Origin of the sequence: Shewanella amazonensis SB2B, assembly GCF_000015245.1 — a bacterium.
Lineage (GTDB): Bacteria > Pseudomonadota > Gammaproteobacteria > Enterobacterales > Shewanellaceae > Shewanella > Shewanella amazonensis.
Genome location: NC_008700.1, coordinates 831,444 through 852,012, shown reverse-complemented (window position 1 = coordinate 852,012; position 20,569 = coordinate 831,444). Strand labels below are relative to the sequence as shown.

Genomic DNA, 20,569 nt, shown 5'->3' with positions numbered 1-20,569 from the left:
AGGCAAACACAGCATGGACCTGGCTCACTATCCTGGATCCCGGATAACCCAAATACGCTGTCTGCTATGCCGCGACAAGGCACAAACCTGGCACCACGAAATGCCGTGCTCGCGCGTCCTGTAAGCCAAATTCGGTTGCCATTCAGGGCACTTGTGAGTATTGTGACGCCAATGTTGCACAGGCCGCCGCTCCTGCCGGGCCAAGGGCAACCGTCACTGGGGGAACAAAGTGTCAGAAGGCGCCATGTCGGCAAATTGGTTCAGGTACTGCCTGTGTATGTCAAGCAGCGACAGCGAACGCATCCGGCAGACCACTGCGTCCCTGTCACCCGAGCAGGCGCTCGATGCCCTTGGTTTGTCAGGGTATTTAACCCCGACCGAACACCTCACATCCCTCAAACTCTTCAGTAATCACCTGAGGCTGGATATCCAAAGCGACGCTGGCATCAATTATCGGCTGATGCGCGCCAGCAAGGCTCTGGGAGTGGTGTTTATCAAGATAAACGCCCGCTGTGCTGCTCTGGATGCCGGTTTTGACGCCTATTTTTATCGCGGTATCCGGCCCTCACCCGATGAACTCGACAGCCTGCTGGCAAGGTTTCTACCCGAAGATACCCTGGATACTCTCGTACGAAATCAGGATGTTGCCGAGCTGACTCGGCTGCTGAGTTCAGGCCTGGATCCCAATGCCCCCCTCGGAGATGAACCGCTTATCTATGCCTGCGTGCATTATCGTAGCCTGTCGATGTTTACCCTTCTGCTTGAACAGGGGGCCAACGTCGAGGAACTCGATAGTAGCGGGCAGGATCTGATGACACACCTGTTCGCCGACAATGACAAACGCCTGGCCCCCTTTATCGAAGCCTTACTGCAACAGGGCTGGCCCGCCCATTACAGATTGCCGGATGGGGGCTCCATCTTGTGGCATGCATTTGCACTGGATTATGAACTGGCCGCCAGGCTTCACCGCCAGGGGTTTCCCTTCCTTCGCCCCCACGGGATTTACAGCGCGGGCAGCACAGAGCAGCAAATAAAAACGGCTATCCGTCATCAGGACCAACCCGTGCTGCAGCGCCTGCTGTCAGGCTTAAACCTCAACTACGATCAATTGATGGTACTGGCGGGTCTGTGCACCCAGGTAGACAACCTGCTGGGTTTTAAGTTACTGGAAAGCCTTGGCCTGAAGCTTGAAGATAACAGCGACGATATGGTGGAACTCCTGCAGGGCGCTGCCGCCAGTGGCGCTTTCCGTCTGGTGGCCTACCTGCTGCTCAAAGCCGAAGCCCTGACGCTGGACATAGATGATTGTGTGGCCGATTTGGTGGAGTATCTGGTGGCCGACGACAGGGCACACAGGCTCATTGCCATTTTGGCGAACCGAATTCGACTGTTCGACCACAATCGCGCCATCGGCACGGCAATCCACCACAAAGCACTGAAAAATATTGAGATACTCCTTAAGGCCAACAAGCCAACACGCTATCGCAGCCCCCTGTTGCACGACTATCTGGAAGATTTGAGCCCCGAATCCGCCCGCATGCTGCTGGCCGCCGGCGAGAACCCTGCCGAGACCAATGTAGACGGTGAAACCGTTTTTGAGGCCCTCTTGCGCCAAAGACCCAACGAAGCGGCTCTGCATCAGGTATTCCACACAGCACTGTTCGATCTGCCGGTGAGTGAATACATCTGGTTATTGATTGCTTACCGGGATACTCAGGGATTTGAGCAGGCCTGGTTGCGGCTTCGAAACAAACAGCCGGAAAACCACCAGGGCGACACCCTGCTGCTGCACGCCTGTCGTCATGGCGCCAGCGACATAGTGGCTTTTTTGCTGGCCCGGGAGCAAGCCCTCGACCATAAAGACCACGATGGCAATACGGCCCTCGCCATCGCCGTTGCCAAAGGACATCTGGGTATTGCGCGCCTCTTGCTGGATGTCGGCGCCGAGGCCAACGACACCCTGAAGATCCCAAGCCGCTCGACCCGGGCAAGCCATCGCAGCCTCGAGGTGCTTCTGGGCACCTTAAGCCGTCTGCGCCAGGAGGCCGAGGCACTGCGGGAACCCCTGCTCCCCAACGGACGTGCACCACTGCTGTGTTATGCCGCTTACCGTGGAGATCTGGGCATGGCGCAATTGCTGCTTGAAAGGGGCGCAACCCTGTCAGCCAGTGACAGTGAGGGCTGTAGCGCCCTCTATTTCGCCGTCGCCAATGGCCACTGGCAATTGACAGAATATTTGCTGGCGCAGGGCGCCGATGCCCAGGAATGGTTTAAGGGCGAGTCGCTGCTGCACATCGCCTGTTACCGTGGCCATGGCACGCTCCTCCCCTGCCTGTTGCGCAGTGGGCTATCCCTTGAGGACGGCAACGATGCCGACGGCGATACGCCGCTGCATTTGGCCGCCCGTATGGGCGCCATGCACGACGAGGACCTGTGCTCGCAGTTAATTGCCGCCGGCTGTGCGCTCGACAGCCAAAATCAGCGCGGACAAACACCGCTGATGAGTGCCATCCTCATGCTCAGCCACAAGAGCGCGGCCGTATTGCTCGAGGCGGGTGCCAGTGCCGGGGTGCTGGATAAAAAAGGCAAGAGCGCTTTTGACTATTTTCGCGCCCTGGGTATCCCGGCGCCCGGACTCGACCTTGGCGCCCTCAAACCGGGGGGCTTTTGGTATCGGCTACACAAGCTCACCCTGGGACTGGGCCGTGTCACTGTCTGGTATTTACTGCCCTCGGCTCTGGCGCTTGGGCTGGTTTGGTACCTTGCTCCAGCCTGGCTAGCGGCTCTGGGTATGGGCATATCGATATGGTGGTTGCTGGCACTGCTCATCGGCGTTAAGCAGCGACGGGACACACAGGAGCCGCTGCCGCAGCTCCTCACGCCTTTGGGTAATTTCAGTCGGGCGGAAGATGAGATGCGTTATATGGCCAGCTGGGATGATAACGACATGGATATCCCGCTGACACAGCCCCGGCTGAGAGCATAAAACCAGCCCATAAAAAAACGCCGCGTTAGCGGCGTTTTTAGTGACAGGAATTTATCACTCAGCTGCTGACTGCTGTTTTTCCAACATGCTGGCCAGCCCGCGGCACACCAGAGTTTCCATATCATCGACTCTGTGAACCTGACAATTGGCCATGGGCGCACCCAAGGCCATATCCCTGAGGGCGCCGATACAACCTTTGTAAAAATCGGCACTGTGCATCATGCTGCCAGCCAGGTATATGCGATTGGGATTGAAAAGGTTAACCACCCACGCCAACCCCATGCCCAGATGACGTCCCGCCTGAGCCAAGTCGTCCCCCACTACCTGTTTACGACCACGCAGTGCTTCAGCAGATGCCAATTGCTCCAGACTGAACTCACCGCCCTCAGTCATGATACGGCAGTGACCCAGCTCACCGGCAAAGCCGCTGGCACCGCTGAACACCTGGCCATTCATGGCAATCGCCATACCCAGACCCGCACCACACATCACCAGCACTTCGCAATCGTGGCGAGGCTCGGCAATGGCCTGGATACCCGCGTCCATATCGTTGGCGATAAAGGCGAGTTCACCACTGCACTGGATTTGAGCAGGGTGCAGCCCCGTCAGTCCCGGCAGCGATTTGCAGGTAACCAAACGGTTATCCCGTACCAGGCCTGGGACGGCCATGGCCAGGCGGTAATGTTCCAGCGCAAAGTCCTGTTCAAAGGCCTGGATCTGCTCGTTTAAATCCCGGATAGAGAAACCATCACCGGTGGGGAATTTATATTGTTCTGTATGACCTTCGTGCCTGAGTTCAAACAGGCCGTTGGTTCCCCCCACATCAAGTGTCAATGTTTGCATCATTTACTCCACTGATACGCCCTGCTCTGACCCCGAGCAGGGATGGCGAAGTTTATCACAGTGTCACCGACTGGTAATTGAATAAATCAATTGTTATCAGCTTGTAACACCCTGCTTTTACTCAACTTCCACCATGCCAGCAGCATAAGCTGCACCCCGATAAAGGGTAAACAGGCCACCAGCAAAACCTGCCAACCAAGGCCGGTAAGTAAAGCACCTGCCCCAAGCGACGCCATGGCCTGAAAACCAAATACCGCAAAATCATTGAAGGTCTGTATCCTGAACCGCTCTGCACCACGATAGCAGGAGGGCAGGAGCGATGTCCCAGCCACAAACAGGAAGTTCCAACCTACCCCCAACAACACCAGCGCAGTCCAGTAATTCAGCAGATCGCTACCGGACAATGCCAGAATGATGGTTGCCCCATATGCCCCAAGGCCTGCCATCATCATGGCCCCCTGGCCGAAACGGGCTACCAGGGCACCGCTGACAAAAGACGGCAAATACATGGCAATGATATGGCTCTGAATGACCCACTTGGTGTCGGCCAGCGAGTGATGCTCCATATGATGCATGTGCAGCGGTGTGGCCGTCATGATCAGGCTCATCATGCCGTAGCCGATGGCCGCGCCGCCAATGGCCACCCAGAGTCGACTCTGGGACAGGAGTTCACCGAGGGGACGCTCAGTCTCAGACACCGCAGGACCGGCATCGCCTTGCCATTGGGACTCATTGCTGTATCCCAGCAGTACCAAACCACCACACAGGGCGATGGCCGACAGCAGCAAAAAAGCGCCGGCGTAACTGTTATCAATCAAATCACTGCCTATGACCGCCAGCTCAGGGCCAAGCAAAGCGGCGACCAGTCCACCAAGAAGCACCCGGGAAGCAGCCCTTGGCGCCTTGACAGGATCAACGGCCTCCATCGCAGCAAAGCGATACTGCTGCACCACGGCGCCGGCAGCCCCCAGGAGCAGCGCACCTACACAGAAAGTCACAAAGTCGTTCTGATATACCCCGAGGGCAGCGGTTAAACCCGCCAGAGTGCCCAACAAGCTACCCAGCAGGAACACCCTGCGTCTGCCGTATTTGCGGCCAAGCAGACCCACGGGCACCACGGCGGTGGCAAGGCCGAGGATCATTACGGCGATAGGCGCCGTGGCAAGCTGCGCTGTGGGCGCTATTTTTGCGCCCACCAAACCGCCCAGCAGCACCATGATGGGGGTGGCGCTCATGGACAGGGCCTGGGCCAACGTCAACAACCACACATTGCGCGGCCATCCCTGTAATTTCCCCATCAATGCCAGGGGTGTAGTGCGAAACCAAGCCGAAAACGCCATGAAATATATGCCAAAATTAAGACCGTAAAAATGGACTTACGAATATCCCCTGCTGTCGGCCCGGCGTCAAGGTATACACCCTGAGACGGTTACAGGAACAGGATTACGGTTTCTTCTGCCAAAGCCTACCCGCTTGCTCAAAGCATTTTCATCATACCTTGCCTTGCGACTGCCAGTTGGGGTTGCGATAATCGGCGGATATCCATAAGCCACGGGACAGTACCCGGGCAAATTACCGGTGCTCAAGCACAAGTACGCAAACATCAGTACCCACTCACAAGCAAAACGTCAGGAAAAGGTTACCCATGTCAGCAGTCGCCAGCAGTGAAATCTCCAAGCGCCTCGATGCCATTCGCGTTGAAATGGCCGCAAGTAAACTCGATGCCTTCATCATCCCCCGCGCCGACGAATATCTTGGGGAATACGTGCCTGAGCATAATGAGCGTCTTCATTGGGCCACCGGCTTTACTGGCTCTGCCGGTATGGCGATTGTGATGAAAGAGACCGCCGCCATCTTCGTCGACGGCCGCTACACTGTGCAGGTACGCGATCAGGTAGACGAACGCCTTTACGCCTATGAGAGCCTGACCGATACGCCCCAGCCTCAGTATCTTGCGGAAACCCTGAGCGAAGGCGCCCGGGTTGGATTCGATGCCCGTATGCATACCCTGGCCTGGTTTGAACAGGCCAAGGCCGTGCTGGATAAGGCCGGTATAGAGCTCGTTGCCGTGAGCGAAAACCCCATTGATAAGCACTGGCACGATCGCCCCGTGCCGGAAATAAAACCCCTGCACCTCTTCAGTGATGCCGATGCGGGCAAGACCAGCGCCCAAAAACGTGCCGAAACCGGCCTTTTGGTGAAGAAAGCCGGTGGCGATGTCGCGCTTATTACCGCGCTTGATTCCTTCTGCTGGCTGCTCAATATCCGCGGCTTTGATGTGCCCAGATTGCCTGTGGTGCTGGGCTGTGCCCTGCTGTGGCAGGATGGCCGTATGCAGCTCTTTGTGGATACCGCCAAAGTTCCTGAGGGATTCGCCGCCCATGTGGGCGAAGGCGTGAGTGTGCACGCTGAATCTGAACTCGAGCTCGCCCTTAAGGAGCTCACTGGCAAGAAGCTACTGGCCGACCCCAACAGTGCCAATGCAGCAAGCCAGCTCACTGCCCGTAACGCCGGTGCCAAACTCGTTGCGGCCATGGACGTGGTCGCCCTGCCAAAGGCAGCCAAAAATGATTCTGAGCTTAAAGGCATGCGCGAATGCCATGTGCGCGACGGCGTGGCCGTGAGTCGTTTCCTTGCCTGGCTCGACAATGAAGTGGCTTCGGGCCGCCTGTACGATGAAGCCCAGCTGGCCGATAAGCTTGAGAGCTTCCGTCTGGAAGACCCTCGCTACCGTGAGCCAAGCTTTGACACTATTTCTGCCGCCGGTGCCAATGCCGCCATGTGCCATTACAACCACAATAATGGCACTCCGGCAAAACTGACCATGAACAGCATCTATCTGGTGGACTCGGGCGCCCAATATCTGGATGGCACCACAGATGTCACCCGCACCCTGGCTATCGGTGAAGTCACCGACGAGCAAAAGAAAATGGTTACCCTGGTACTCAAGGGCCATATTGCACTGGACTGCGCCCGTTTCCCCAAAGGCACCACAGGCCAGCAGCTGGATGCCTTCGCCCGCCAGTACCTGTGGCAACATGGCTTTGACTATGACCACGGTACAGGCCACGGAGTTGGCCACTTCCTGAGTGTACATGAAGGACCGCAACGCATCGCCAAAAACAGCAATGCAGTGGCACTGCTGCCCGGTATGGTGGTATCCAACGAGCCCGGCTACTACCGCGCCAATGGCTTTGGTATTCGCATCGAAAACCTGATTGTGGTGCGCCACTGCGAGGCGCTGAAAGGCGCCGAGCGCGAAACCTATGAGTTTGAAGCCCTCACCCTTATCCCCATCGATACCCGTCTTATCGACAAGGCGCTGCTGACAGAGGCCGAGGTGAATTGGCTCAACCGTTACCACAGCAAGGTATACAGCACCCTGTCACCACTGATGTCCGGTGACGAGCTGACCTGGCTGACCAAGGCCACCCAAGCTATCTGATAAAAAGCGCCTGCGGGCGCTTTTTTATTACCCCAAAACTCCGGAAAACAACCAGAAGCGCAAATCCACCAAAACAGAGGAGCCCTATGTTCGCCGTTATTTTCAAAGCCACTGTCAGCAAACTCGATAACCAATACAGCGCCATGGCCGCCGAACTCAGAAAGCTCGCCTTTGAGAAATACAATTGCCGGGATTTTATTGCCGTCACAGAAGGAGAGCAGGAAATCGCCATCTCCTACTGGGACAGCGAAGCCGATATCATCGCCTGGAAGCAGGACGCGCTGCACAGGGTCGCCCAGCAAACAGGTGCCGAACGCTGGTATCAGAATTATCAGGTAGAAGTGCTGGAGCTCAAGCGCAGTTACCGTGCTGGCTGAATCACCACTCATCAATCGCCAAATGTAGCCGTATTTTGACAAGGAACTCCCCATGCTGACGCTGTACATTGCCAATAAAAACTACTCCTCCTGGTCGCTGCGCCCCTGGCTGCTGTTGACCGAACTGGGTATCCCCTTCGAAGAAAAGCTGCAGCCCTTTGGCGACAGCGACTTCAAACATTTCTCCCCCACAGCCAAGGTGCCCTGTTTGCTGGACGAAGGCGAGCCCGTGTGGGATTCACTGGCGATTATCGAGTATCTGGCCGAAAGCTACCCAGGCGTCTGGCCCGAGAACAAACAGGCACGGGCTTATGCGCGCTGCGCCGCTGCCGAGATGCACTCAGGATTCGGCACTATTCGCTCTATCTGCACCATGAACTGTGGCATCAGGGTTAAGCTGCACGCGGTGGAGGAAGCCCTCGAGCGAGAGTGGGCCCGTATTGATGAGCTGTGGCAACAGGGACTTACCCGCTTCGGCGGCCCCTTCCTCGGCGGTCAGCACTTCAGTGCAGTGGATGCCTTTTTCGCCCCTATTGCCTTTAGGGTACAGACTTATGCGCCCAAGCTGTCGAAGGCCTCTGACGCTTATGTCGCTGCCCTGCTCGACTTGCCGGGCATGCAGAGCTGGTATCAGTCGGCACTGGCCGAACCCTGGCGTGATGAGGCCCATGAGCAGGAGGCCCGCGAGGCGGGAGAAATCGTGTCTGATTTTCGTCTGGGCCAATGACGAAATGGCGCCGGGCTGACGACAGGCCTATGCCGGCACTGAGTAGCCATGACCATCTCAGCATGAATGCAAAAGGCCCGGTTTAACCGGGCCTTTTACTTATCGCTTTTGCTTATGGAAGCCAGGACGTTTGTTAAAAGAGTCCCAGTGACATCAACTGATACTCGCCGCCATCTTTTGCGGTAAAGCGACGCTCGTTGCGCTGACGGCAATCATCATCGCAGGGAGCCGAGTGCAGCAGGCTCAACCAGTTGCGGCATTGGCTGATGGCTTCTGTGGCACAGCCTTCGCTTTCTCTCAGGCAAAAGCCGGGGGACTCAACCTGAATGTCCTCGATATGGGCCGGATTGGCACTGCCCATGCGGCCATTCTTATCCAGGGTTAACTCCACATGAATATCACCTGACTTGAGCAGGATGGCACAGGGCTCTTCCTTGTGACCGCTCAGGGCTACAAACTGGGAAGAGGTTTCCAGCCCACTGTGGCTGCCGTCTTCAAAGAAGGCCAGCAGGTGCTGGTAGTAAACCACATAGCTTTTCACCATCTTATGACTGCCCCGCGCCAGCGGAAAGCGGCGGTCAAGAAATTCGGTCGCACTCTCGAGACTGACTCCCCGTTTGGCACCATTCACCACTGCGGCAATGGCTTCCCCGATGAAGTGATGCAGTTGTTGCTGATTTTGGGTATTCATCATGGTCATGTTCATTGCCTTGTCCTCGGTCACTTAGCTTCTTTTGGGTTTTGCCACGAAATCCTGCCGGTGGGGTGCGTCGTGCAGTCGGTGAATTTCGCTTGATTTTTAGTCTATGTTATTTTTTACTACAATTTCACAATAAAAATTTTACAGTGTGAATTTTACAAAATGACCAGTGAAAAAAGCCTGATGCGCCAATCCCATTTTCTGGGCACCAAAATCAGAAACTTACGGAAACGCAATCACTTAACCATGGAAGATCTGTCTTCACGCTGTGTACGTGTGGATCCCGGTTCGGCGCCCTCCGTATCTTACCTGTCGATGATTGAGCGGGGAAAACGGGTGCCCAGTGCCGCCATGCTGGAGGTGATTGCCAAGGTATTTGAGAAATCACCGGACTGGTTTTTGGACGATGCGCCCGAAGAAGACGCCATCACCCCGGACAAGGGACGCCGGGGTGGCATCAGCGGCATGGCGCTGGAGCCGGGCTTTTTGTTTTCCAAAGATATTTTGCAGATTGCCATTCCCGAAATGCTGTCGCAGACCGGGATCAGCGGCCGCCAGTTTGCCCATTTGCTGATCCGCGCCCATCAGGAGCATCATCAAAATCATTTCCCCGATCTGGAACGTGCCGCAGAAGAAGTTGGTGATAAGCGGCTGAATCTCAGTGGCGACGATCTGACGGCCATCTGCAAACAGATGGGCATGAAAATTCGCTTCTTCAAAGAGCCACCTCAGGATCAGGTTGACGCTAACGGCGTGTCCACCCATCAACTGGTCACCTCATTTTTCGAGCCACCCTCCACCATCTTTATCAATGAAGCCCTGAAGAAAAATCCCGAGCGGCTCAAATACGATTTGGCGGTACACATAGGCCACTGCGTGCTGCACAACAAGGACGGCCTGAAGAATGTACTGGCAGTGGGACGTGGTATAGGCACAGGTGAGCAGGATGCCGATATATCCTCCACCGTGAATGCCCAGGATATCTTAAGTGCCTGGCGCGACTTTGAATCCAGCTTTTTTGCCGGCGCCCTGCTTTGTCCCAAGGTGCCTTTCCGACAGCTATTGGAGCGGGGGGGCTATGAAATTGATACCCATAAAAAAATCGGCGTGTCTGCCTCGGTGGCCATGCGCCGTATGACTGTGGTCTCTCCCTATCCCCACTGGCATTACTTCGATGCTTATGCGCCGGGCAAGCTCAAGGCGGTATATCGGGGTAACGGCATTCCCCTGCCCTGGGGCAACATGCGTCAGGTGCCGGACCCCTGCCAGCACTGGGCAGTATTTCGCATGATAAGCGAGCCATCCGATGGCAGCTCGGCGCAAATTTCCATTCTGGATGTGGGCGGCAGCCCACGGATTTACTGCTGTGAATCCACCAAGGTGGTGGATTTGGCCGGAAACCACCATGTGCTCTGCGCAGGGATAGATTTGAACCCCGCCATCGATGCCCAGGGCACCGATGCCTTAAGTCTCGCCGAGGCACTCAAAAGCCACTGTGTAGCATCAGGTGGTCAGGGGGAAATTCCCACTGCCATAAAACGCCAGCTGATGAGCATTGCCCGGATTCTCAATATCAATTGGGTGGAGCGCGGTATCGACAAGGGTGCCAGATTGATTTGCTCCCGGGGCAATGTGTGCCCACGCAAACCCAGCTGCTATGGGGGTTGCAAGGGGTAAGTGTTTTGCCTTCGCAGACGGTGAATCTGCTTTGCCATAAGCTGGCACACCAATAAAAAAGGCCGCCTCCCGGGAGATGTGGGAAGCGGCCTTGCCTTCAGGCAATCACCGGGGTATCGCTCACCTTAGAACTTCAGCTCGGCACCCAGGTAGTAGTAACGGCCTACACCACCGCCGTAAAGGCTGTTGTAGTTACCGCTGCCACCAATCACGAATGGGCCTTTTTCATCAAACAGGTTGTTGATGCCACCTGACAGACGAACCTGGGTATCCTGTCCCACATCGAAGCTGTAAGACGCCGACAAGTTGTGGGTTGTCACGGAAGGCAGCTCATTGCCCCAGAGCGGCTCTGGGTTCTCAACACAGCTGGCACTGCCGGAAGCACAGTTTTCAGCATTGGCCGCGATGTCCTTTTCCCAATCTTCATGGGCAGACTGGCTACGACGCACACTGCTCTTGTACTTGACGCTCCAGCGAATGCGCAGGTCTTCCAGATGCCAGCTCAGGGATGCGGAGGCCTTGTCTTCGAAGATACCCGAAGACAGCAGTCCTACGTAGCTGTCGGTAAACTGGCCATCGGGGCCGGTTGCCGTAATGCTGTAATCGAGCACATGACTCCAGTCGAGCTTCAGTTTCAGCGAGCCCAAACCATCCAGATCGTAGCGGTAATCCAACGCCAGATCGTAACCACTGGTATTGGTTTCATCTGCGTTGATAACCCGCTGCTGCACTTCGATTATTTGGCCTTCACCGTCGCGTTTCACGTCGTTACAGAAGGGGTTGTCACCCCCATAGGGCAAGGACGAGGCATAACAGAAGCCGATGATGTCTTCATTGCCCAGACTGGTCATGGCATCTTCAATTGAGATGTCATAGTAGTCGATGGCAACACGCAGCCCGTCGATGAAAGAAGGAGCCATTGAGACACCCACGGTGAAGGTCTCAGCCGACTCTTCCTGCAGTTCAGGATTACCTACGTTGGGTGAATAACCATTGTTTTCGTCGTTAAACACACCATCGGCGGCAATGGCTGCGGCAATACCCGGCTCAAGGCGGCAGTTGTCATGGCCAGGACCGGTGGAAGTGGCCGTCACACCATCACAAATATCATCGAAGCCGTCGTAATCACCCCGTGGAGGCGACAGGAGTTCGGTAATGGTGGGGGCACGCTGGGCCGTTGCCCAGTTGGCGCGGATCATATATCCCTCGGCGGGCTCATACACGATACCGGCCTTATAGCTCTTCATCAGATCTGTAGTAGACCAGCTGTAATCTGCCACCCTCAGCGACAGATCCATCGACAGATTACGTACCCCAGTCATGTCACGCAGCAGCGGCAGGGACACTTCCCCGAAGGCTTCATAGACATCAACATCGCCTTCAAAGGTGGGGACATAGTTGAAGGTTACACCACCGTTCGGCACGTTGGTGTCAACGCTTTGGGTGTCGCGGCGATACTCAAAACCAAAGGCGGATGCCACCGGGCCGGCTGGCAGCTCAAATAAATCGCCAGTGACATAACCCAGCACGTTGGTCATGCTGATATCTGTGGTAATGGTTGGGTTGGCGCGGATATAGTCAGCAGCGTCGGCACTGATGGAGCCTTCACCGAACAGGTTTACGGGCACACAACCTTCGGCGCGGGCATCGGCATCGATACACTGAATAGTGCCATCGGCGAGTTTCTCTGCCTGCAAGGCATCGCGCAGCTTCAGCACATCGATTTCGTTCTGGCGATTTTGCTCCTGCTTGAACTTGCCGTAGCCCACCGACAAATCCCATTCCCAGTTATCCCACACAAAACCCCTGAGGCCAGCCCAGCTGCGATAGGTGGTGCGGGTGTTTTCGTTAACGATGGCGCCCACTTCGGCGAAGTTTCTGTCCCAGGTGATACCACGGGAACTGGCGCCGTCAAAAATTTCCTGAGGAACGAAGGGGTTGTTTTTCGGAATACGGCCCACGTACTCTTCAACAAACTCGCCGGTGGCTGGGTTACGGACCAGTGCAAATTCATTCTCATCAGAGCTTTCTGGCGACTTGGGGTTTTCAGAGTGGTTGCGGCTATATTGCAGCTGGAAATAGGCCTGCACACCGGAATCGAAGTCATACTCGGTTTTCACTGCTGCGGCGACCGTGTCTTCAGGCACTTTCAGCCAGTCATATTGTGCAAAATGGATACCGTACTTTTCTTCGTGCCAGTCATCACGGAGGGTCTGGCCGTCATACCAAAAGCCGGCGTTCGGGCGCAGACTGCTGGCTTCGTTGAATACGCCGCCGGGAATAGAGTCGTTAAGATCACGCCAATCTGCCTGGGTGATATCCCGCATGCACTGGGCATTGGTTTTCAGCGCGGTATCGTATGTGTCGGTCAGCATGGTATTGCACATACGCTTGTCATCGTAAGACCAGGATTCCTGCTGTTGGGCACGGTTTCTGTCCCAGTAGTCCAGGCCGAACTCCTTGGTGTAAGAAGCGGCCATAAACAGATAACCCTTACCATCGGCGTACAGGGTGCCGAAGTCGCCATCGACACTCATCTCTTCACCACCTTTTTCGGTGGTACCGCCGCGGACGTTGAACTTGGCACCCTGTTGATCTTGCTGGGTGATAATGTTGACCACACCGGCCACAGCGTCAGAACCGTAGGTCGCCGACGCACCACCGGTGATAATTTCCACCTTGTCGACAAAGGTACTGGGAATGGTGGAAAGGCTTACGTAGTTGCCTGAATAGCTGTTTGACACCACGCGGCGGCCATCGATCAGCGTCAGGGTACGGTTAGTGCCCAGATTACGCAGGTCAATGGTGGACAGACCCGTGTTTTGTACACTGGATTGGGAGTTGGCGTTGCTGACGCCCTCTGCTACCTGTGGCAGTTCATCCACCAGAATGGCCGCCAGGGAGCCAATACCAGCATCTTCGATGGCGCCCTTGTCCAGAGTTGCCAGGGGTGTGGCAACGGAAAAACTGTCACGCTTGATGCGTGAGCCAGTGACGGAAATTTTTTCAATGGTTTGCTGCTCGGTTTCAGCGCTTTGCTGGGGCTGATTTCCTTTAACCTGGGAAACCTCAACCTCGTCGGCCGCCACTGCTGTCATGGACACGCCGCCCAAGACCGCAGCCTGAATGGCCAATGTCAGAATGGTCTTTTTCATGCTTCTCACCCTTCCCTGCATTGTTGCAGTGTTTTGCTGAACTTTTTATAACGCGCAAAGACTCTGGTCTGTTGCCAAAGCCCCCTCCCTTTCCGCAATCTTTATTAACCTTGTTAACAAAGCACTAACGGCAATTGAGGTTTTACGGTGCCTGTAGAGTCCGGGCAATTCAGCGGGTGTCGTTTCTATCCCCCTTTTATCTCTATTTAAAATCTATTTAAATATTTTCAATTGGTTAAGAGCAAATTCAGCCGCATCGTATGGGTATTGATTGAGGAGATAGAGATTAAATAGAGGCGGCATTTTGATGGCTGCCAGCAAGGCCAGGCCAACAAAAAAGCCACCTGAGGTGGCCTTTCCGGAAGGGGGATACGTTAACCCAGAGCGTATCGGGCGATGGTTTTTTGAATGCCAACGACATCGGTGCCGCGCTTGAGTTCTTTTACCAGCGGCTCGTGTTGCCCCGAGATCCACAGCTTCAGCTCAGCATCCATATCGAAGGTGCCTGCCGTTTCCACCTGAAAATGCACTATCGCCTTGTAGGGAATGGAATGATAACTCACTTTCTTGCCCGTGACGCCTTGCTTATCGATTAATATCAATCGCTTGCTGGTAAAGACAAACAGGTCACGCACCATTTTATAGGCCAGTTGCAACTCTTCGTTGTCACCCAGAATAGGCGACAACTCGGCCGCTAACTTGCCCAAATCCACTTCACTGGCATTGCCCATCAGGGCATCCAAAAATCCCATTATTACCTTCTCCTGCTGTGTTACCGGTTTGTGCTCATCCAAGACTATCGCATCGGCCAATTGCCTTAAATAAAAAGTGCACAGAGAAAAGCGGCGAAATAGAAACGGCGACCCTGGGTCGCCGTTTTTGATGGTACTGGGGCTTAGCCTACTACCAGCATTTCACACTTGTGGCAGTCAAACACCAGCTTGAATTCCTTGCCACCCAGTTCCATCTGCAGCGGGTCTGCCTTGATGCCCGGCACTTCCTTGGGACACATGTTGTAGCTGTAGCGGATGCAGTGTTTGGTGATCATCAGGGGCGCATCACCTTTTACCGGACGCACCTCATAGGCATCACGGATTGAAACCACACCGTGGCGGGTGTAGAAGTCTTTGGCCTTCTGGTTGGCGACGTTACTGAGGTAAGTCATGCTGCGCTGGGGATAGCGCACGCTGTCATCACGCTCCCAGGGCGTTGGGCGCTGGTAGCCCTGAATACGGGCCTGACCAAGCGCCTCCACCGCATCGCGGCGCAGATTATTAATGACAGACGCAGGCGCAAACACGGCAGCAGCATCACCCAGTTCAATCTCACCAAGGCAAAAGTCAGTGTTTCCTAACTTGCCCAGATTCTTTTTCAGCCCTTCACAGTTGCGGTCAATATCCTTGGCCTGCTGCTTATCAAAGTCAGCGGTCACTGTCACTGAATGGCCATGGTTATCAAAGGCGGTCAATGCCAGCCCCTGCTCCCGCTCGGCCAGGGCAAAGTTTACCGTCACCAAACGCTCGGCCGACTCTTTAGCCAGCAGCATCTCAAACGCCTGATCGTGGTTACGGTATAGGGTGACACCTACCCGCAGATCTTCCGGCACTGTCTTGAGATAGAGCACATTGCCTTCGGCGCGGTTCACCCTGAATCCGGTGAGTTTGTCATCTGACAAACGGGCTTTTTCATAGTTTTTGGCAAAAAAGCCCAGACCATCACCGTTATTGAATTCGGCATTGGAGTCTACCACTATGTGGTCTTTGGCGATTTTGCTGACCTTACCCACATCAATCCCGAGGTATTTTGGGGTACGGAAGTCGGCAATGCCCGGCTTACGGTCATGCACGAAATAATCTGTCTTGCCGCGGTTGAAGCTCTTGTCCGGATCAGGCACAAAGCTGTAGCTACAGCGGCCATGGGACGAAGGCTCAAACTCGGGGCGGCGGGCCATGATGGCATCGAGCTGCTGACGATAGTGGGCAGTCACGTTTTTTACGTAACTCAAGTCCTTCAGACGCCCCTCAATCTTGAAAGAGCGAATACCGGCATCAATCAGGGCTTCGAGGTTTTCCGTCTGGTTGTTGTCTTTGAGCGACAACATGTGCTCGTTGGTGGCAATCACCTCACCCTTGCGGGTACTGAGGTTCCCCGGCATACGACACTGTTGTGAGCACTCACCCCGATTGGCACTGCGGTTATCTGTATAGGCTTCACTGATATAGCACTGGCCGCTGAACGCCACACACAGGGCGCCATGGATAAAAAACTCAAGTCGCATCTTGGTTTCAGCCGCCACGGCGCGAATTTGAGTCAGGCTCAGCTCACGTGCCAGCACCGCCTGAGAAAAACCGACGTGCTCCAAAAAAGCCACCTTTTCCGGCACCCGGTTATCCATCTGGGTACTGGCGTGCAGCGCTATCGGCGGCAGATCAAGTTCCAGCAGACCAATATCCTGCACGATAATGGCATCGGCACCGGCCTCGTACACTTCCCAAATCAGTTTGCGGGCGTCTTCCAGCTCTGAGTCAAACAAGATGGTGTTAACGGTAACAAACACCTGGGCATGGTAACGGTGGGCAAATTCACACAGACGGGCAATGTCGGCAATGCTGTTACCGGCGGTGTGGCGAGCGCCAAAGGCGGGGGCACCTATGTAAACTGCATCGGCGCCATGACGAATGGCTTCGATTCCGTAATCGGCGTTTTTGGCGGGAGCCAGCAACTCCAGCTTATTATCGGCAAGCTTAACCGGCTCTGGGGTCACCAGGGCCTGGGGTTTGCCGGGAATAAAAATCTCAACGCCTTCTGTACTCATGAATCAAACTCGTCTGCTGGCCTGACTGAATGGCCCGGTAGAAAAATCGGACGCAGAGTATAGCAGAGCCAGTCTTTCAGGAAAGACTTATGCGCTGGCGTTTAAAAAATAATCAGCCCACTATCTGGTTGGAAGAACCGTAAAACACCGCCAGCCATACGCTGGGAATGGCAGGGTCGGTCGCTTCGACTCGGTGGCGTACATGGGCAGGGATGTTGATGTAATCGCCGGGAACCATGGCAAGACTAGTGCCATCTTCATAGGCCAGCACCGCACTGCCGCTGAGCAGCACGACCCATTCATGCTCGTCCTGATCGTACCATTGGCCCGCCGCTGTACTGTGCCCCAGAGAGACGATGCGCTCGATGCGGCAATCTGAAGACTTAATCAGGGTTTCGAAGACTTCCTCACAGAGATTTTCTGGAAGCTCGGAAAGAAGGTTCGCCATAGTCAGCTATGCTCCTGCATTTGGGGTAAATCGCTTTGTGGGGGCTGTCATCCTCCGTCGCCAGAGAGCCCCCTGTGCAGATATCTCATGCTTTCTGGGATAGCCTGCTTTTTGCACTCATTCTGCTGCAACGTCTGAGGATTTTTTGTGGGATTGAATCTATCACGGCCTCGCAGGCGGCTCAATTGTGAACCCAAAGTCCCCCTCACTCGCTGACGACTGGGTGTTACCGGAACCCTGCGCAATCTGAGCCATGATAGAAAAGCGACCCGAATGGGTCGCTTTATTCAGGCTTAAAAACGCCTCTTATCAGCCGCTGGACTTCTGAAAGTCGCCGTAGGCCCGATAGGGTATCTTGAAAAAGATGATGTAAAACACAGGCACAATCAGCAAGGTCAGCACTGTCGCCACACCAAGGCCGAACATGACCACCGCCGCCATGGACTCAAAGAAGGCATCGGTGATAAGCGGCAACATCCCCAAAATGGTCGTGACAGCCGCCATACATACGGGCCTGACGCGGCTAACCGTAGACTCAAACACCGCCTGGAAGGGCTCCTTACCCTCATTGATTTCCAGATTGATTTGGTCAAGCAGCACTATGCCGTTCTTAAGCAGCATTCCCGACAGACTGAGCATCCCCAGCAACGCCATAAAGCTGAAGGGTTTATCGAGTACCAACAATCCCAGGGTAATACCGATAATGGCCAGCGGGACACAGGCCCAGATCACCAGCGGCTTACGCACCGAGTTAAACAGGAATACCGTTACCAAAAACATAAACAGGAAACCCATCGGCAAAATGGCAAACAGCGACTCCTGGGCATCCTGTGATGACTCAAACTCGCCTCCCCACACAAGTTCATATCCGGGCGGCATGCTGATGGCTTCCACCTGTGGTCGAACTTTGGCAAACAGCTCAGCAGGCAGCAGGTCGTACTCAAAATCGGCATCGGCGAAGACTGTCAGTGTGCGCTTGCGATCCCGGCGCTGAATGATGGGGTCTTCGAACTTCACCTCGAATCCATCGACTACCTGCTGCAGAGGCACAAGTGTGTTCAGCACAGGACTCCAGATCCGGATGCTTTCCATCGATTCGATATCGACCCGCTCATCATCCGGCAACCGACCCACGATAGACAGTAGATTAGTGCCTTCGCGATAAACCCCTATCTGCAATCCGGCAAAGGAAAACTTGAGCGCCTTGTCCACTTCACTTTTCACAATGCCCAAACGTCTGGCCTGGGTTTCATTAAACCTGGGCGCTATGTATTTCACCCGTTCGCGCCAATCGTGGCGCACATTCACTGTGCCCGGTGTGGCCGCAAATACCGCCTGCACCTCTGCCCCGAGGGTTCTTAGCACATCAGGATCCGGTCCTGAGATCCGGGCCTCAATCTTGGCATCGGTGGAGGGTCCCACTTCCAGCCGTTTAAACTTGAGTTGGGTTTGCGGAAAGCCCGCCTCCATTTCGCGGCGGAACTGGGTCATCACCCCTTCGAGTGTCTCGAACGCGCTGGTGCGAATGGCTATCTGGCCGTAAGAGGCATAATTCTTTTCCGGGGCATAAGTCAGCATAAATCGGGGGAATCCCTTGCCAACGGTGGACGCCACAAATTCCACATCCGCCAGCTGCGCAGCCTTATCTTCCATGGCAGTTACTATCCGCTGGGTTTCGCGGATATCAGTCCCTTCAGGCAGCCACACATCCACCAAAAATATGGGGGTGGTTGAGGGTGGGAAAAATGATTGTTTCACGTAACCAAACCCGACCACAGACGCCACAAACGCCAGCACTACCGCAATCACGCTGATAAAGCGATAGCGCATGCACACATCCAGTGCGACTTTATAAAGGGTAAAGAAGGCGCCGCCATAAGGGTCTTTGGTTTGACCTTCAAGCTGTTCCTCCCCTTTATCACCAAAAAAGAGACTGGCAAAAAAAGGCGTGATGGTGATGGCGGTGATCCAGGAAAGGAAAAGGGAAAACAGCAGCACCCAAAACAGCGAGCCGGCAAACTCGCCGGTGGAGTCCGGTGACAAACCAATGGGCGCAAAGGCGGTGATGGCAATGACTGTAGCCCCAAGCAGTGGCCACATGGTTTGCTTTACAATGGCATCGGATGCTTCCAAGGTGGTTTTTCCCTGCTGGCGGCCAATCAAAATCCCTTCCACCACCACAATGGCGTTATCCACCAGCATCCCTAACGCAATAATGAGCGCTCCCAGGGAAATACGCTGCAGTTCAATCTCAGCCTGCAGCATCAACACAAAGGTGCCCAAACAGGTTAAAAACAGGATAAGGCCTATCAGGATGCCGCTTTTTACGCCCATAAAGAACAGCAGCACGCCTATCACAATCACGACAGCGGCTATCAGATTCCAAACAAAGCTGCCGACAGAATTGTCCACTTCCACCGGCTGGTTATACATGGTCTCAATTTTGATGCCCGCAGGGCGGGCCGAGTCGATTTGAGCCAATTTATCATCAACTGCCTTACCTACAGCCACCACGTTGACGCCGGATGAAAATGAGATCCCCAGATTGATAGCACGCTCGCGGTTGTAACTGAGCACATTGGTGGGGATTTCCTGATAACCGCGGCGCACGGTAGCCACATCTTTCAAATAGATAAGCTTATCGCCCTGGGTGCCGGGGATAATGAGTTCCTGCAACTCCTCCACCGAGCGAGAGCTTCCGCTGGTGCGAATTTTGAGGTTGTCGCCAGAGACCTGAATATTGCCTGCATCTGACACCATATTCTGTGAATTGAGCAAGTTGGCAATCAGGTTGGGGTCCAGGTTGGAGCTGGCAGCTTTGTTCACTGACATTTCTACAAAAATTTGTTCTTTTTGCTCACCGGCCAACGAGACCTTACCGACACCGGGCACCAACTCCAGCTCACGCTTTACATAGTCCACGTAGTCTTTGAGCTCGCGGTAGCTGAAATCTTTACCCGTGATCATCAGCATGATGCCGTACACATCGCCAAAGTCGTCGTTCACCATGGGGTGCTGTGCGCCGGGAGGCAGGCTCGCGGCCATATCATTGACCTTGCGCCTGAGTTCATCCCAAATTTGCGGCAGCTGGTCAGGGCCATAGGTGTTTTTCATGGTCACAGTGATTTGCGATAACCCGGAGGTACTGAGCGACTTAATCTTGTCCACATAGGGCAACGCCTGAATCGCTTTCTCTACCGGATACGTAACCTCTTCTTCAACCTCGGTGGATGTGGCTCCGGGGTAAAGGGTTATCACCACAGCGTCTTTAATGGTAAACGGTGGATCTTCAAGCTGGCCAAGGCCAAGAAAGGCAACACTGCCTCCCAACAAGAGGATCAGGGTAAACATCCAGCTGATGACGGAGTTTTTGACGAAATAGCCTGCTACGCTCAT

At 54.8% G+C, this 20,569-nt stretch carries 13 protein-coding genes; 5 read left to right on the top strand and 8 right to left on the bottom strand.

Annotated elements, in window-relative coordinates:
* Window positions 1-277: 277 nt before the first annotated feature.
* On the top strand, window positions 278-2,986 hold the full coding sequence (locus tag SAMA_RS03625) for an ankyrin repeat domain-containing protein (protein ID WP_011758805.1): 2,709 nt from the start codon (window positions 278-280) through the stop codon (window positions 2,984-2,986).
* A 54-nt stretch (window positions 2,987-3,040) separates the two neighbouring features.
* On the opposite strand, the gene SAMA_RS03620 is transcribed toward SAMA_RS03625, so the two are convergent.
* Entirely contained in the window at window positions 3,041-3,829 is a 789-nt protein-coding gene (locus SAMA_RS03620; protein ID WP_011758804.1) for an ROK family protein, read from the bottom strand.
* Window positions 3,830-3,915: 86 nt separating this feature from the next.
* Window positions 3,916-5,169 (bottom strand): MFS transporter, encoded by a 1,254-nt coding sequence (locus SAMA_RS03615; protein WP_011758803.1) that lies wholly within the window; start codon window positions 5,167-5,169, stop codon window positions 3,916-3,918.
* A 305-nt stretch (window positions 5,170-5,474) separates the two neighbouring features.
* Here SAMA_RS03615 and SAMA_RS03610 point away from each other — a divergent pair, with 305 nt between their 5' ends.
* The 3 genes from SAMA_RS03610 to SAMA_RS03600 all read left to right on the top strand — a co-directional run bounded on the left by SAMA_RS03610 (window position 5,475) and on the right by SAMA_RS03600 (window position 8,378).
* Entirely contained in the window at window positions 5,475-7,274 is a 1,800-nt protein-coding gene (locus tag SAMA_RS03610) for an aminopeptidase P family protein (protein WP_011758802.1), read from the top strand.
* Between the two features lie 86 nt (window positions 7,275-7,360).
* Window positions 7,361-7,651, top strand: coding sequence for an antibiotic biosynthesis monooxygenase family protein (locus SAMA_RS03605; RefSeq protein WP_011758801.1), 291 nt, complete (start codon window positions 7,361-7,363; stop codon window positions 7,649-7,651).
* A gap of 52 nt (window positions 7,652-7,703) precedes the next feature.
* A complete protein-coding gene (locus tag SAMA_RS03600; protein WP_011758800.1) occupies window positions 7,704-8,378 on the top strand; it encodes a glutathione S-transferase family protein in 675 nt (224 codons plus the stop codon).
* A 133-nt stretch (window positions 8,379-8,511) separates the two neighbouring features.
* Here the strand turns inward: SAMA_RS03600 and SAMA_RS03595 are convergent, their stop codons facing one another.
* Window positions 8,512-9,084, bottom strand: coding sequence for an aldolase/citrate lyase/malate synthase family protein (locus tag SAMA_RS03595; protein ID WP_011758799.1), 573 nt, complete (start codon window positions 9,082-9,084; stop codon window positions 8,512-8,514).
* Between the two features lie 156 nt (window positions 9,085-9,240).
* On the opposite strand from SAMA_RS03595, the gene SAMA_RS03590 reads away from it, so the two are divergent.
* Window positions 9,241-10,755, top strand: coding sequence for a DUF3612 domain-containing protein (locus tag SAMA_RS03590; RefSeq protein ID WP_011758798.1), 1,515 nt, complete (start codon window positions 9,241-9,243; stop codon window positions 10,753-10,755).
* Between the two features lie 125 nt (window positions 10,756-10,880).
* On the opposite strand, the gene SAMA_RS03585 is transcribed toward SAMA_RS03590, so the two are convergent.
* The 5 genes from SAMA_RS03585 to SAMA_RS03565 all read right to left on the bottom strand — a co-directional run bounded on the left by SAMA_RS03585 (window position 10,881) and on the right by SAMA_RS03565 (window position 20,569).
* The gene (locus tag SAMA_RS03585) at window positions 10,881-13,910 is read right to left on the bottom strand and encodes a TonB-dependent receptor plug domain-containing protein (RefSeq protein WP_011758797.1); all 3,030 of its coding nucleotides are present in this window, start codon (window positions 13,908-13,910) and stop codon (window positions 10,881-10,883) included.
* 374 nt (window positions 13,911-14,284) lie between these two features.
* Window positions 14,285-14,662: a PH domain-containing protein gene (locus SAMA_RS03580; RefSeq protein WP_011758796.1), complete on the bottom strand. Its 378-nt coding sequence runs from the start codon at window positions 14,660-14,662 to the stop codon at window positions 14,285-14,287.
* Window positions 14,663-14,805: 143 nt separating this feature from the next.
* Window positions 14,806-16,725 (bottom strand): peptidase U32 family protein, encoded by a 1,920-nt coding sequence (locus SAMA_RS03575; RefSeq protein ID WP_011758795.1) that lies wholly within the window; start codon window positions 16,723-16,725, stop codon window positions 14,806-14,808.
* 112 nt (window positions 16,726-16,837) lie between these two features.
* On the bottom strand, window positions 16,838-17,173 hold the full coding sequence (locus tag SAMA_RS03570; RefSeq protein ID WP_011758794.1) for a cupin domain-containing protein: 336 nt from the start codon (window positions 17,171-17,173) through the stop codon (window positions 16,838-16,840).
* A 309-nt stretch (window positions 17,174-17,482) separates the two neighbouring features.
* A complete protein-coding gene (locus SAMA_RS03565; RefSeq protein ID WP_011758793.1) occupies window positions 17,483-20,569 on the bottom strand; it encodes an efflux RND transporter permease subunit in 3,087 nt (1,028 codons plus the stop codon).

Excerpts from the sequence above, each read along its gene's own strand:
- SAMA_RS03625 (WP_011758805.1), top strand. The coding sequence starts at position 278 with ATGTCAAGCAGCGACAGCGAACGCATCCGGCAGACCACTGCGTCCCTG.
- SAMA_RS03620 (WP_011758804.1), bottom strand. The coding sequence starts at position 3,829 with ATGCAAACATTGACACTTGATGTGGGGGGAACCAACGGCCTGTTTGAA.
- SAMA_RS03615 (WP_011758803.1), bottom strand. The coding sequence starts at position 5,169 with ATGGCGTTTTCGGCTTGGTTTCGCACTACACCCCTGGCATTGATGGGG.
- SAMA_RS03610 (WP_011758802.1), top strand. The coding sequence starts at position 5,475 with ATGTCAGCAGTCGCCAGCAGTGAAATCTCCAAGCGCCTCGATGCCATT.
- SAMA_RS03605 (WP_011758801.1), top strand. The coding sequence starts at position 7,361 with ATGTTCGCCGTTATTTTCAAAGCCACTGTCAGCAAACTCGATAACCAA.
- SAMA_RS03600 (WP_011758800.1), top strand. The coding sequence starts at position 7,704 with ATGCTGACGCTGTACATTGCCAATAAAAACTACTCCTCCTGGTCGCTG.
- SAMA_RS03595 (WP_011758799.1), bottom strand. The coding sequence starts at position 9,084 with ATGAACATGACCATGATGAATACCCAAAATCAGCAACAACTGCATCAC.
- SAMA_RS03590 (WP_011758798.1), top strand. The coding sequence starts at position 9,241 with ATGACCAGTGAAAAAAGCCTGATGCGCCAATCCCATTTTCTGGGCACC.
- SAMA_RS03585 (WP_011758797.1), bottom strand. The coding sequence starts at position 13,910 with ATGAAAAAGACCATTCTGACATTGGCCATTCAGGCTGCGGTCTTGGGC.
- SAMA_RS03580 (WP_011758796.1), bottom strand. The coding sequence starts at position 14,662 with ATGGGATTTTTGGATGCCCTGATGGGCAATGCCAGTGAAGTGGATTTG.
- SAMA_RS03575 (WP_011758795.1), bottom strand. The coding sequence starts at position 16,725 with ATGAGTACAGAAGGCGTTGAGATTTTTATTCCCGGCAAACCCCAGGCC.
- SAMA_RS03570 (WP_011758794.1), bottom strand. The coding sequence starts at position 17,173 with ATGGCGAACCTTCTTTCCGAGCTTCCAGAAAATCTCTGTGAGGAAGTC.
- SAMA_RS03565 (WP_011758793.1), bottom strand. The coding sequence starts at position 20,569 with ATGAGCGTAGCAGGCTATTTCGTCAAAAACTCCGTCATCAGCTGGATG.